This window comes from Pseudarthrobacter humi (assembly GCF_024294965.1).
Classification (GTDB): Bacteria; Actinomycetota; Actinomycetes; order Actinomycetales; family Micrococcaceae; genus Arthrobacter; species Arthrobacter humi.
In genome coordinates, this window is sequence record NZ_JANCLV010000015.1 from 98,390 (window position 1) to 110,935 (window position 12,546).

General features: G+C 66.2%; 11 protein-coding genes. 2 read left to right on the forward strand and 9 right to left on the reverse strand.

Annotated elements, in window-relative coordinates; genetic code table 11:
* Positions 1-27: 27 nt before the first annotated feature.
* The 3 genes from hutG to NFC73_RS17770 all read right to left on the reverse strand — a co-directional run bounded on the left by hutG (position 28) and on the right by NFC73_RS17770 (position 2,612).
* Positions 28-978 (reverse strand): formimidoylglutamase, encoded by a 951-nt coding sequence (hutG, locus tag NFC73_RS17760; RefSeq protein WP_254752340.1) that lies wholly within the window; start codon positions 976-978, stop codon positions 28-30.
* Positions 975-1,730 (reverse strand): IclR family transcriptional regulator, encoded by a 756-nt coding sequence (locus tag NFC73_RS17765; RefSeq protein WP_254752342.1) that lies wholly within the window; start codon positions 1,728-1,730, stop codon positions 975-977. The genes hutG and NFC73_RS17765 overlap by 4 nt, the downstream gene beginning before the upstream one ends.
* A 204-nt stretch (positions 1,731-1,934) precedes the next feature.
* A complete protein-coding gene (locus NFC73_RS17770) occupies positions 1,935-2,612 on the reverse strand; it encodes an FMN-dependent NADH-azoreductase (RefSeq protein WP_254752344.1) in 678 nt (225 codons plus the stop codon).
* A 206-nt stretch (positions 2,613-2,818) separates the two neighbouring features.
* Between NFC73_RS17770 and NFC73_RS17775 the strand changes: the two genes are divergently transcribed.
* Positions 2,819-3,229: a winged helix-turn-helix transcriptional regulator gene (locus NFC73_RS17775; protein WP_254752346.1), complete on the forward strand. Its 411-nt coding sequence runs from the start codon at positions 2,819-2,821 to the stop codon at positions 3,227-3,229.
* An 87-nt stretch (positions 3,230-3,316) separates the two neighbouring features.
* On the opposite strand, the gene NFC73_RS17780 is transcribed toward NFC73_RS17775, so the two are convergent.
* The 4 genes from NFC73_RS17780 to NFC73_RS17795 are packed head-to-tail and all read right to left on the reverse strand — an operon-like array spanning position 3,317 to position 8,445.
* On the reverse strand, positions 3,317-4,129 hold the full coding sequence (locus tag NFC73_RS17780) for a bifunctional allantoicase/(S)-ureidoglycine aminohydrolase (RefSeq protein WP_056341567.1): 813 nt from the start codon (positions 4,127-4,129) through the stop codon (positions 3,317-3,319).
* Between the two features lie 10 nt (positions 4,130-4,139).
* Positions 4,140-5,432, reverse strand: a complete 1,293-nt coding sequence (locus NFC73_RS17785; protein WP_254752348.1) for a DUF6986 family protein — start codon at positions 5,430-5,432, stop codon at positions 4,140-4,142.
* 3 nt (positions 5,433-5,435) lie between these two features.
* A complete protein-coding gene (gene aceB, locus NFC73_RS17790; RefSeq protein ID WP_254752350.1) occupies positions 5,436-7,034 on the reverse strand; it encodes a malate synthase A in 1,599 nt (532 codons plus the stop codon).
* 16 nt (positions 7,035-7,050) lie between these two features.
* Positions 7,051-8,445, reverse strand: a complete 1,395-nt coding sequence (locus tag NFC73_RS17795) for an NAD-dependent malic enzyme (protein ID WP_254752352.1) — start codon at positions 8,443-8,445, stop codon at positions 7,051-7,053.
* 221 nt (positions 8,446-8,666) lie between these two features.
* Between NFC73_RS17795 and NFC73_RS17800 the strand changes: the two genes are divergently transcribed.
* Complete coding sequence (locus tag NFC73_RS17800) at positions 8,667-9,422, forward strand: IclR family transcriptional regulator (protein ID WP_254752354.1); 756 nt, start codon at positions 8,667-8,669, stop codon at positions 9,420-9,422.
* A gap of 127 nt (positions 9,423-9,549) precedes the next feature.
* On the opposite strand, the gene NFC73_RS17805 is transcribed toward NFC73_RS17800, so the two are convergent.
* The gene (locus tag NFC73_RS17805) at positions 9,550-11,043 is read right to left on the reverse strand and encodes a nucleobase:cation symporter-2 family protein (RefSeq protein WP_254752356.1); all 1,494 of its coding nucleotides are present in this window, start codon (positions 11,041-11,043) and stop codon (positions 9,550-9,552) included.
* 190 nt (positions 11,044-11,233) lie between these two features.
* Positions 11,234-12,148, reverse strand: coding sequence for a factor-independent urate hydroxylase (pucL, locus tag NFC73_RS17810; RefSeq protein WP_254752358.1), 915 nt, complete (start codon positions 12,146-12,148; stop codon positions 11,234-11,236).
* Positions 12,149-12,546: the final 398 nt, after the last annotated feature.

Genomic DNA, 12,546 nt, shown 5'->3' on the forward strand with positions numbered 1-12,546 from the left:
TTTCTGGGGGGGGAGGCGGGCTTCCGGCTACGCATGCCGGTGCCCGGATCGCTCTGTGGCGATCGTGTGGATGAGGCGTGAGGCCGTGCGTGCCGTGCGGGAGTCGACGTCGAACCTTGGGTTCAGTTCGACCACGTCGACGACGGCGAGCTTGGGGGAGCGGGCGAGCTGGCGGCAGACTTCCAGCACCACGGAGAGCGGAACCCCGTACGACGCCGGTGCGCTGACACCGGGGGCGACGTACGCGGGGAGGACGTCGAGGTCGATGGTCAGGTAGACGACGTCCACGGAGTCGATGAAGTCCTGCGTGAATTGCCGGACCTGCTCAGTCTTGGACTCGGTGCATTCCTCGTCCAGGAGGTACTTGACGCCAAGGTCCCGCGCCGTCTGGAACAGGGCCTCGGTGTTACCGGGCTGGCTGATGCCCACCACTGTGTAGTTGAACCCGTGGCCCAGGGCGCGCTCGGTCTCGGCCACCTGCCGGAACGGTGTTCCTGAGGACGGGATTTCCTCGGCGCGGAGGTCGAAATGCGCGTCCAGGTTGATGATGCCGATCCGGCGTTCATCGGTGACCTGGCTGGCGCGGAGGCCCGTGTAGGTGCCAAAGGCGGTTTCGTGGCCGCCGCCCAGGATGACGGGCAGGTGGCCTGCGTCCAGGGCCTGGCGGACGACCGCACCGAGGCGCTCCTGGCCGTCCTCAAGGTTTCCGTCCACTACGGTGGTGTCGCCAAGGTCGTGGACCAGGAGTTCCGCCGGCGCCGCCATGGGTGCCAGGGCGGAGCGGATGCTTGCGGGACCGTCGACGGCGCCGACCCGGCCTTTGTTCCGGCGGACGCCTTCATCGCTGCGGAATCCAAGGATGGCGATTCCCGGGGTGCCGGCCTGGGCCGTGTTTACTGCGTGGTGCCAGCGCCGGTGTTCGTGCCCGGGGCCGTCGTCGCGGCCCGTCCACGTGTGCTGGATAGTGGGGTTGGTCATCGGGATCCTTCTCCGTGTCCGAGCGCCAAGGCGGCGTCACGGGTGCTTGCTATGAGTTGCTTTTCGCGCCGGACCGCCCGGTCCGCCGGAGCCATGGTGCTGACGGCACCCAAAAGCCGGCCGCCGTCGTCGAAGACGGGGAAACTGACGCCCCAGACGCCCGCATCCACCGCCCCGTAGCTGAGGCCGAAGCCGCGGCCCTGGACGAGCTGGAGCTCGTGGTTCAGGTTGTCAGCGTCTTCCGCGCTCAGTCCGAGCCCGGCAACGATCCTGCTTTGCTCCTGGGGGTCCAGGTGCGCCAGCAGGGCCATTGCGCTGGCGCCTTTCAGCAGGGGGAGCGAGCGGCCCGGCGAGTAGCTGCAGCGCAGCATCTGGGGGCCTTCAATGGCATCCACGCACAATGCTTCCGCGCCCCGGACCACCAGGTAGGCGGCGAGTTCCTGGGTTTCATCGGAGAGCAGCTGTAGCTGCTCCGAGATCCGGCCCTTGACCATGGCTTCCTGGTGGAAGTTGGCGGCGAGGCGCAGCGTTTCCGGGCCGGCGCTGTACTGTCCGCGGCGCCTGGTCTGCGCCACCAGCCCGGACTGTACCAGCAGTGCCAAATGCCGGTACACGGCGCTCGCGGGGATGCCCGTTGTTTTGCTGATCTGGGCTGCAGTCAGGGTCCGGTGCCGCGCGAATTCGAGCAGGATGTCGACGAACCGCGAGGCGTTGCCTTCCGCTATCACGGACTGGCTCGGATCGGTATGCATAAGAGCGACGTTAGTGGCTGGAATCACAGACGGCATTAAAAAGTTCCCACGACGTGGGAATTTATTTTCCGCCGGGTGGGAATGATCGCGCTTCAGGAGTCGCTCAGCGGCTGCTCGCGGTTGTCTCCTGCGCGCCGTAGGGGGCGACTCACCACCCAGAGGGGCCCAACGGCGGCACCCGTGTGCCGTCGTCGGGCCGCCTTTTCAGACGCTGGCGGGCTCAAGAACACCGGCGCCGCGGAGCTTGCCGGCAAAGGCGGCGACGGCGTCGAGCAGTTCCGCCTCCACCTTGCTTCGGGTGCTGCCGACGTCGCCGTTCAGCACGGTGGGTGCGAACCGCACGTGCACGGCGTCTTCGATGCCGACGAAATCCAGCCAGTCCGCGAAGAAGGTGCTGCTGAAGTCCTGTCCGAAGGCCGCGGGAACCCCCGGCGCGTAGACGCCGCTGCTGTGGATGGCCAGGGCGTGCTTGCCTTCCAGGAGGCCTCGGTAGCCAGTGGCGGGGTCGAAACCGAAGGTCCAGCCCGGCTGGGTCACGATGTCGATCCACTGCTTGAGCACGTACGGGACTCCGGCGTTCCACATGGGGATGTTGAAGACGTAGGCGTCGGCGGCCGCGAACTGCTCGAACACGGCCCGGGCGGCCTGCCAGGCGTGCACCTGCTCCGGGCTCTGCTCCTGGCCAGAGAAGACGGCCATCTTGGCGGCGGCAGCGTGGCGGCCGAAATCGGGGAGGGCGCCGGCGTCGAACAGGTTCAAGACCTCAACCGTGACGGGCTCCCCGCCCGCATCCTGCACGGCGTCGATGAAGTGGCGGGCCAACTGGAGCGAGCCGCTGTGGGCGTCGCGGGGAGAGGCGTTGATGTGCAGGAGCGTGGGCATGAAGGTCCTTTCCTTGGAGGCGGCCGGTCCGGCCGCCCTCACGATCCTTGCCCGCATCAGGGGACCGCAACAGGAGGCACCTCAAAGTGCCCCGGGCACGCCGGGGTGCCCGTATGACCGAATGTTGCGGGAGTTTCCCTCCCGGAAACCTTGCCTCCGTAGGCTTGGCGGCGCACTTCAGATCCTGATGGAAAGCGTGGGTGGACATGACCCTGACAGCCAGCCAGAAGCGGCACGAAACTCGGCTCGAGTACAACGCCGCACTGCCCGGATGCCCGGCACGGCAGCTGCTGGAGGCCATAAGCAGCAAATGGGTGAGCCTGGTGATGCTCGCGTTATCCGAGGGGCAACAACGGCACAGTGAGCTCCGGCGGCAGATCCCGGGCGCTAGCCAGAAGATGCTGACTTCCACGCTGCGTTCCCTGGAACGGGACGGCCTGGTCTCGCGGACCGTGACACCCACCGTGCCGGCCCGGACGGACTACGAGCTCACCACCCTGGGCCACTCCCTGCTCTGCGTGATCCATGAGATGAAGGACTGGGCCGAGGCCAACATGGACGAAGTAGCCCACTCCCGCCTGGAGCACCACCACGGCCGCTTCACCGCCGGAGCTTAACGCGAAATCGCCGGAACAGTGTTCCGGCGATTTCGGCGGCCAGCCGGTACGAGCCAGCCGGGTCAGCGGCGGCCGGTGTAAGACGGCCTAGGTCAGCTTGATCTGGCGGTTCATGTCCTTGTAGAGCAGGTAGCGGAACTCGCCGGGGCCACCGGCGTAGCAGGCCTGCGGGCAGAAGGCGCGCAGCCACATGAAGTCGCCTGCCTCCACCTCAACCCAGTCGTTGTTGAGCAGGTACATGGCCTTGCCCTCCAGGACGTACAGGCCGTGCTCCATGACGTGGGTCTCCGGGAAGGGGATGACCCCGCCCGGCTGGAACGTCACGATGTTCACCTGCATGTCGTGGGCCAGGTCGGACGAATCCGTGAAGCGGGTGGTCTTCCAGGCGCCGTTGGTATCCGGCATCGCCGTGGGTTCCACCTCGGCATCACTGGTGACGAAGGACTTGGCCTCGTAACCTTCGAGCCGCTCATAGGCCTTGCGGATCCATTGGAAGGAGACAATGTCATCCGAGACGTTTTCCAGGCCCCAGGTGGATCCGGCGGCCAGGTAGGCGTAGCCGCCTTCCTCCAGCTGGTGCAGTTCGCCGTCGAGGGTCAGGTTGACCTTGCCCTTGGTGACAAAGACAACGCCCTCAACGCCGGGCTCAAACTCGGCCTTCGGAGCGCCGCCGCCGGGGCCGATCTCCACGATCAGCTGCGAGAACGTGGTGGCAAACCCGGAGATCGGGCGGGCCAGGATCCACGAGCGGGTGTTGGAGAAACCCGGCAGCGTGCTGGTCACGATGTCGGTCATAACGCCCTTGGGGATGACCGTGTAGGCCTCCGTGACGATGGCCCGCTCCGTGGTGAGGTGCGTCTGCGGCGGCAGTCCGCCCTGGGGGTAGTAGTACTTGCCCATCATTGGATCCTTACTTTGAAGTGGAGTGTGCCAGCCGCGGGTGCGCCAGTGCGGTCAGCTGGGAAAGTTCGACGCCGGCGAGCGCCTGGACCTCTTCGGTCCCCACCGCGCCGCACTGGACGCCGCGCAGGACGAAGGCGGCCAGGGCCCGGGCGGTGGCGGGTTCGTCCATGACCCCGCCTTCCGTACCGTCTGCGTTGTCTCGTTCCACGTAGGTGCGCAGGCGTCCCGCGGCGGCCGGAAGCCCTTCGCGGTAGAACGCATACGTGGCGGCGAAACGGCTGGGCAGCTGGGCGGCGTGCAGGTCCCAGCCCTGATAGTAGCCGCGTTCCAGCGAGCGGCGGACGAGCCGTCCGTGCAGCTTCCAGGCATCCTCGACGGCGTCGCCCACCGGGATGATGTTGGTGGAACCGTCGGAGAGCCGGATGCCCGTGCCGGCGACGGCCAGCTGCATGACTTCCTTGGCGAAGTCCGCCACCGGGTGCTCCATGGACTGGTACTCGGCCGAGATCTGCAGCGACGCGGAGTAGTCGTAGGTGCCGTAGTGCAGGGCGCTGATGCGACCCGGAACCACGTGCGGCAACTGCGCCACCGGGGAGGTGCCGTCCGGTCCGAGGATGAGCTGCGGCGTTTCCACCTGGACCTCGAAGCGGAGCCGGCCGGCGGGAAGCCCGTGGACTTCCTCCAGCCGGGACACCGCGAAGTCCATGGCCTGGACCTGCGCCACGGTGGTGACCTTGGGCAGGGTGAGGATGAGCCCGGCTGGAAGGTCTCCGGCTTTGGCCAGGGTGGAGACGAAGAGGTCCAGGGTGCGCAGGCCGCGGACCCGGGTGGGCGCCTCGAAGCACTTGAAGCGGATGCCGATGAATGGCGGTGCGGTGCCGGCGGCAACTGCCGCGGCCACCACGTTGGCGGCAGCAACGGCGTCGGCGTCTTCCGCCTCGTCGCCGCGGTCGCCGTAGCCATCCTCGAAGTCCAGGCGCAGGTCCTCGATCGGTTCCGTGCGCAGCTTGGCGGCGACACGTCCGGCGACGGCGGCAGCCAGCTCCGGCTCCTGGCCCAGCAGCGCGCCGAGCTTCTCGAGCCCGCCGTGAGCCTCCGCCGTCGTAAGCGCATGGGCACCCCAGTCGGCAGCGAACGACGGCGTGAAACGGTCCGCCGGCACGTACACGGTGTGCACGGGCTGGCGGGTGCCGTCGTCACCCGGGTAGTTGTGCTCCAGCAGCTGGTCGGTGGCGGCCAGCTGTGCGTCGATGGCGGCAAGGTCCGCCGCGGAGAGCGACGGCGTGGGGGAGACCGCCATGACTCAGCCCACCAGTTCGTAGGCCGGAGTGGTGAGGAAGTCCGTGTAGTCCTCGGACAGGCAGATCTCGGCGATCAGCTTGCTGGCCGGCTGGTAGTACAGGCGGAAGGCCTCGTCCCCGAACTCGGTGCGGAGCCGTTCCGTTTCTTCGCCCAGGATCTTTTCGACCAGTTCGCGGGTGACGGTGTTTCCGGTGTCGGCGAGGACTGACTTGTTGCGGATCTGCTGCCATACCTGCGAGCGGGAGATCTCGGCGGTGGCGGCGTCCTCCATCAGGTTGTGGATGGCCACGGCGCCGTTGCCGGAGAGCCAGACGGCGGTATAGGCGACGGCGACATACAGGTTCAGGCGCAGCCCGCCTTCGGTGACCCGGCCGTCGGCCGAGGCGATGTCGATCAGCTGGTCAGCGGTAACCGAAACCTCGGGGCGCTGCTTGTCCAGCTGGTTGGGGCGCTCGCCGAGGACGGCGTCGAACACCTCGCGGCAGGTGGGGACCAGGTCCGGGTGGGCCACCCAGGAGCCGTCGAACCCGTCGTTGGCCTCGCGGGTCTTGTCCGCGCGGACCTTGGCGAAGGCTGCTTCGGTGACTTCGGGGTGCCTGCGGTTGGGGATGACGGCGGCCATGCCGCCCATGGCGAAGGCGCCGCGCTTGTGGCAGGTCTGCACCAGCAGCTCGGTGTAGGCCCGCATGAACGGAGCAGTCATGACCACCGAGGCGCGGTCCGGGAGCACAAACTCCTCGCCAGCATCGCGGAAGTACTTGATGATGCTGAAAAGGTAGTCCCAGCGGCCGGCGTTCAGGCCCGAGGCGTGGTCCCGGAGTTCGTAAAGGAACTCGTCCATCTCGAAGGCGGCCGGGATGGTTTCGATCAGCATGGTGGCGCGGACGCTGCCCTGCGGGATGCCGAGGAAGTCCTGGGCGAAGACGAACACCTCGTTCCAGAGGCGGGCCTCGAGGTGCGATTCCATCTTGGGCAGGTAGTAGTACGGGCCGTGGCCGTTGAGCAGCAGCTGCTTGGCGGTGTGGAAGAAGTGCAGGCCGAAGTCCACCAGCGCACCCACGGCGGGTTCGCCGTCGATCAGCAGGTGCCTTTCCGGCATGTGCCAGCCGCGGGGGCGGGCCACCACAACAGCCAGCGGCGCGTCGGTGCGGAGTGTGTATTCCTTGCCTTCGGGCGAGGTGTAGGCCAGGGTGCCGGTTGCGGCGTCGCGAAGGTTCAGGATGGCGTCGATGACGTTGGGCCATGTGGGCGTGCTGGCGTCCTCCAGGTCCGCCAGCCATACCTTGGCGCCGGAGTTCAGGGCGTTGATGGCCATCTTGGCCGGGGTGGCCGGGCCGGTCATTTCGACGCGACGGTCCTGCAGCGCGGCGGGCGCCTCGGCGACCTTCCAGTCGCCGTCGCGGATTTCCTGCGTCTCCGGGAGGAAGTCCAGGCGGCTGGTGCGGGCGACGCCGTCGCGCTTGGCCTGGCGGGCCTCGAGCAGCTCGTTGCGCGTGCCGGCGAAGCGGCGGTGCAGCTCCTCGATGAAGGCCAGGGCCTTGGGGGTGAGGATCTCCTCGGCGCGGGCGACCGGCTGGCGGTCAGTAACAGTGATAGCCATATTCGTAAGTCCTTTTCTAGAGAGCGCGGGCGGCGTGAGCGGCGCCTGCCACTGCGGCAGCCACATCGGCGGCTACATGAGGATCGAAGACGCTGGGGATAATGTAGCTCGCGTTGAGCTCGTCGTCAGCCACCCGGTTGGCAATGGCGTCTGCGGCGGCCACCAGCATCTCCGGCGTGATGTCGCTCGCGCCGGCGTCGAGCAGCCCCCGGAAGAAGCCCGGGAAGGCCAGCACGTTGTTGATCTGGTTGGGGAAATCGCTGCGGCCCGTGGCTACCACGGCCGCGTGCTTGGACGCGATGACAGGGTCGATCTCCGGGGTCGGGTTGGCCATCGCGAAGACGATCGCATTCTCGGCCATGGCGGCGACCTGCTCCTCGCCGATCACGTGCGGGGCGCTGACGCCGATGAAGACATCGGCACCGGCCATGGCCTCGTGCAGGGTCCCGGAGAAGCCTTCCTCGTTGGTGTTCGCGGCAATCCAGGCGCGGTGCTCGTCGTCGTACTGCTCGCCCGAGTGGATGGCTCCGGAGCGGCCGGCGGCAACGATGTGCTGCGCGCCCTGGGCCTTGAGGAGCTGGATGATGGCCGAACCGGCGGCGCCGACGCCCGAGACAACAATGCGGACCTCGGGGAGCTTCTTGTCCACCACGCGAAGGGCGTTGTGGAGGGCTGCCAGGGTGACGATGGCGGTGCCGTGCTGGTCGTCGTGGAAGACGGGGATGTCGAGTTCGTCGCGCAGGCGCTTCTCAATTTCAAAGCAGCGCGGCGCCGCGATGTCCTCGAGGTTGATGCCGCCGTAGACAGGCGCCATGGCCTTGGCGATCATGATGATTTCCTCGGTGTCCTGGGTGTCCAGGCAGACCGGCCAGGCGTCGACGTTGGCGAACTGTTTGAACAGGGCGGCTTTGCCTTCCATAACGGGCAGCGCCGCGGCCGGGCCGATGTTGCCCAGGCCCAGGACGGCCGAACCGTCGGTGAGGACGGCGATGGTGTTGCGCTTGACGGTCAGGTTGCGGGCCGCTGCCGGGTCTTCGGCGATTGCGAGGCAGACGCGGGCGACGCCGGGGGTGTAGGCACGGGAGAGGTCGTCGCGGTTGCGCAGGGCTACCTTGGGGACCACCTCGAGCTTGCCGCCGAGGTGCATGAGGAAGGTGCGGTCCGAGACGTGCTGGACCGTGACGCCGTCGAGCGCGTTCAGGGCGTCCTTGACGCGGGCGGCGTGGTCGTCGTCGGTGGTGTTGCAGGTGACGTCCACAACCAGGGTGTCGTGGTGGGATTCCGTGACGTCAAGCGCCGTGATGGCCGCACCGGCTGCGCCGACGGCGGCAGCGAGTTCACTCGTGGCGGTGAAGCTGGACGGCGCCGCGACGCGCAGGGTGATCGAATTTCCGGGGCTCGGGTTCGCCATTGAATTTCCTCCTCGTGGGGTCCGTTTCAGGACCGCTTGTGCAACCAAATGTTTTCGTATTATGGATATTATTATCTGCAAAGTGGAAATGCAACCCCCTGACGGTCATGTTTGGGGGCATCGCGTCCGGCCCTGTGGTGCTGTATGTTGAGTGTTCTAAGCAACTCTTTTCACGATGTGGATAAGAGTTGTCAGAATCTGAGCCCCAAGGAGGCAACGGAATGGCTGAAAAAGCCTCCGGAGGCGTGCAGTCCGTCGAGCGCGTCTTCGAACTGCTGGAACTCATCACGGACGCCGGCGGAGACGTGACGCTCAGCGAGCTCTCCTCCTCCACGGACCTGCCCCTGCCCACCATCCACCGCCTGCTGCGCACACTGGTCTCGCTTGGCTATATCCGCCAGCTGCCCAACCGCCGCTACGCACTGGGCCCCCGGCTGATCCGGCTCGGCGAAGGCGCCAGCAAGCAGCTCGGAGCCGTGGCCCGCCCGCAGCTGAAGAACCTCGTGGAGCGCCTCGGCGAAACCTCCAACATGGCCGTGCTGGATTCGGACATGGTCATCTACGTGGCCCAGGTGCCCTCCATGCACTCCATGCGCATGTTCACCGAGGTGGGCCGCCGCGCCCACACGCACGACACCGGCGTCGGCAAGGCGATCCTGGCCCAGCTGGACGACGACGTGGTGCGCGGCATCGTGGCCCGCACCGGCATGCCCACCCCCACGGCCAAGAGTATCGGCGACATCGACTCCCTCCTGGCCGACCTCAAGCTGATCCGTGAACGCGGCTACTCCATCGACGAGGAAGAGCAGGAGCTTGGCGTGCGCTGCTTCGCGATGGCCGTGCCCAACGCGCCCACACCTGCCGCCATCTCGGTCTCCGGGCCGATCAGCCGCGTGGACCAGAGCTTCGCCGACCGCGCCGTGCCGCTGCTGCGCCAGGCCGCGCTGGCGATCTCGGCGGAGCTCAACCAGAACTGACGGCGCGGCGCCGTCGTCCATCCCCCGCCCCACGACCAGCGCGAACTGGCAGATAATGCCCTCAAATTCCACATTTGAGGGCATTTGCTGCCAGTTCGCGCTGTGGTTTGCTGGTGGTCGGCTTGCCCTAGTGGTCAGACTTCGACGACGACTCCACCGGGACTTCCTTGCCCTCGGCGTCGATGAGCTTGCCGCCCTCGTAGCGGTCGCCGTCGGCCAGGATCTTCAAGTCGGCTTCTGTGACCACGCGGGCGGTGCCGGCCACAAACACTGACTGGTTCTCCGAGTTGCCGGCCTTGAGGTGGTTGAAGAGCAGGTTCAGCAGGATTGCCATGACGGCGGCCGAGCTGATGCCCGAGTGGAAGATCGTGGCGAACCAGGACGGGAACTGGTCGTAGAACTTCGGGGCCGCAATCGGGATCATGCCAAAGCCGATGGATGCTGCCACGATGACCAGGTTCATGTTGTTTTTGTACTCCACCTTGGCGAGCGTGCGGATGCCGCTGGCGGCCACCGTTCCAAAGAGTACGACGCCGGCGCCGCCCAGGACGGGTGTCGGAACCGCTGCGACCACACGGCCGAGGATGGGCAGCAGGCCCAGGATCACCAGGATGAGTCCGCCGGCGCTCACCACGAAGCGGCTCTTGATGCCCGTGATGGCCACGAGGCCGACGTTCTGGGCGAAGGCGCTCTGGGTGAAGGAGTTGAACAGGGGCGAGATGGCGCTTGAGAGCATGTCGGCCCGCAGGCCGTCGCCGATGCGGCGTGAGTCCACCTTGGTGTCCACGATCTCGCCGACGGCGATGATGTCCGCCGAGGTCTCGGTGAGCGTCACCAGGATGACAATCAGCATCGAAATGATCGCCGCGATCTCAAAGGTCGGCAGGCCAAAGGCGAACGGCGTGGGGAAGGCGACAACGTCGCCCTGGCCCACTTTGGAGAAGTCCGCCATGCCCGTGAACAGTGCAATCACGGTGCCGATCACCATGGCAAGCAGGATGGACAGCCGGGAGATGGCGGCGTTGCCCACCTTGCTCAGCAGCAGGACGATGCCCATGGTGGCGGCCGCGAGGCCGATGTTGGCCACGCTCCCGTAGTTCTCGGCCTTGGCGTTGCCGCCCATGGCCCAGTTGGCGGCGACCGGCATGAGGGTCAGGCCGATCGTGGTGATGACGGTGCCGGTGACCACGGGCGGGAAGAACTTGATGATTCTGGAGAAGAGCGGCGTGATGGCCAGGCCGATCAGGGACGCCACAATGACCGAACCGAAGACGGCCTGGATGCCGCCGCCGCCCTGGACGATCGCCACCATGGTGGAGACGCCGGCGAAGGAGACGCCCTGGACCAGCGGCAGCTGCGATCCGAAGAACGGGATGCCCACGGTCTGCAGGATGGTGGCGAGGCCGCCGACAAACAGGCAGGCCGCGATGAGCAGGCCGATGTCCGTGGCGGACATGCCGGCTGCGGCTCCGATGATGAGCGGCGGGGCGATGATGCCGCCATACATGGTCAAAACGTGCTGGAAGCCGTACGCGAACGTGCTTCCGATGGAGAGGCGCTTGTCCTCGGGGCGGGCCGCGGAATTAGTCGACGCGGGCCGGGAATTCTTCTTGCTGTTCATGGCAGACTTTCTTGGTTCATGGCAGACGCCTTCGTCTGGCTAACAATGTCTGGCTAACAATTTGGGGCTTTGGGGAGCGTGACCGGGTGGATTTCGACAAGCTCAATCACCGGGGACGGCCCAACCACCGGGGACGGGCCCAACCACCGGGGGTGGTCCGGTGGCCGAGCCCGTCGAACCCGGTGGCAGATCAGCAGAAGCCGGCGATGCCGTTCCAGGCGGCGGGGGCCGTGCCTGAGTTTTCGCGCTGGACCGTGGCCTCGATCAGGCCGTAGGGGCGGTCCGCGGCGAAGAAGACTTCGTTGGGGTTGTCGAGCCCGAACGGGCTGAGGTCAACCAGGAAGTGGTGCTTGTTGGGCATCGAGAACTTGATCTCGTCCACTTCGCCGTGTGCTTCCAGGACCTTCTTGCCCATGTCGAACAGGGTCTGCTGCAGGGCGTGGGAGTAGTTCTCCGTGAAGCCCTCGAGCAGCAGGGCCTTGATGTCCTCGTAGCTCTTGTTGAAATCGGTGGCCGTGTGGTCCAGGCCCGTGCTGTAGCGCCAGCGGGCGGAAACATCCGTGGCCAGGATGCGGTCCGTGGTCTCGGGCAGGGTGGTGTACTTGTCTCGCGGGTAGCCGACAAAGCCGGACTGGGTGGTCTTCAGGACGGTCAGGTCCTTGAGCCCGGAGATCACGTGCGTGGTGTTGCCGTCCCGGACCACAACGGCGGTACGGACGTCCTGCCCGTTCCGGACAAAGCTGTGGTCGTGTTCGGAGCCGTGCGACTGGATGCGGTCCCAGGTGTAGGACTCGGCTTCCCAGCGGCCGCCCGTAACCCAGTCGAAGCCTGACGTGAAGTGCTCGCTGAGGCGAAGCAGGAAGGCTTCGGGGGAGCCAACGCCCGCCCTGGCGAAGGCGTAGATGGTGTTCTTCTGGGTGTCCGTGGCGACGACGTGGGCGTTGTCGCCTTTGAGGTGCGCAGCCTCGAAATCGCCGCGCAGCTGCGACGTGACGTTCAGGTCTTCGATCTGGTGGCGGTCGGTGTCGCGGGTGACTTTGACGACGCGGACTTCCGCCTTGCCGTACTGGTTGTCGCCGAGGACGATTTTGTTGCTCATGGTCATATCCCAACTTCTACGAGGTGGAACCTTTACGGTCCACCAACGAAATTAAGCGCGTATTTCCAACGCGTTTCTGGTGGAGCCGACCCAACAAAAAAGAGCCGGCATCCATTGATGCCAGCTCATTACGACCCTGCCTGCTGCTCCCAGGTTACGTGACCTGCGCCACGAAGTGAAAAAAGCGTAGCCCACACCTGCCGGTGGTGTACATCACCTCCCGGGAATTGTTATGTACTTTCCGATTGTGACCGGCCGGCGTGCGTCCCTGCGGACGAGGTCCCCGAGGAATCATGTCAAGATGCCCGCGTAGCTTTCATCGTGGAATCATTTGATTTTGCCCGGATTGATGGTTGGTTCTTGGGGCCTTGCTTGGCCGTGGTGAGGGTGAGCAGGTCGGTGCA

What these genes read in the sequence shown, in the direction of transcription:
- hutG (WP_254752340.1), bottom strand. Translation starts at nt 978, where the DNA reads ATGACCAACCCCACTATCCAGCACACGTGGACGGGCCGCGACGACGGC.
- NFC73_RS17765 (WP_254752342.1), bottom strand. Translation starts at nt 1,730, where the DNA reads ATGCATACCGATCCGAGCCAGTCCGTGATAGCGGAAGGCAACGCCTCG.
- NFC73_RS17770 (WP_254752344.1), bottom strand. Translation starts at nt 2,612, where the DNA reads ATGCCCACGCTCCTGCACATCAACGCCTCTCCCCGCGACGCCCACAGC.
- NFC73_RS17775 (WP_254752346.1), top strand. Translation starts at nt 2,819, where the DNA reads ATGACCCTGACAGCCAGCCAGAAGCGGCACGAAACTCGGCTCGAGTAC.
- NFC73_RS17780 (WP_056341567.1), bottom strand. Translation starts at nt 4,129, where the DNA reads ATGGGCAAGTACTACTACCCCCAGGGCGGACTGCCGCCGCAGACGCAC.
- NFC73_RS17785 (WP_254752348.1), bottom strand. Translation starts at nt 5,432, where the DNA reads ATGGCGGTCTCCCCCACGCCGTCGCTCTCCGCGGCGGACCTTGCCGCC.
- aceB (WP_254752350.1), bottom strand. Translation starts at nt 7,034, where the DNA reads ATGGCTATCACTGTTACTGACCGCCAGCCGGTCGCCCGCGCCGAGGAG.
- NFC73_RS17795 (WP_254752352.1), bottom strand. Translation starts at nt 8,445, where the DNA reads ATGGCGAACCCGAGCCCCGGAAATTCGATCACCCTGCGCGTCGCGGCG.
- NFC73_RS17800 (WP_254752354.1), top strand. Translation starts at nt 8,667, where the DNA reads ATGGCTGAAAAAGCCTCCGGAGGCGTGCAGTCCGTCGAGCGCGTCTTC.
- NFC73_RS17805 (WP_254752356.1), bottom strand. Translation starts at nt 11,043, where the DNA reads ATGAACAGCAAGAAGAATTCCCGGCCCGCGTCGACTAATTCCGCGGCC.
- pucL (WP_254752358.1), bottom strand. Translation starts at nt 12,148, where the DNA reads ATGACCATGAGCAACAAAATCGTCCTCGGCGACAACCAGTACGGCAAG.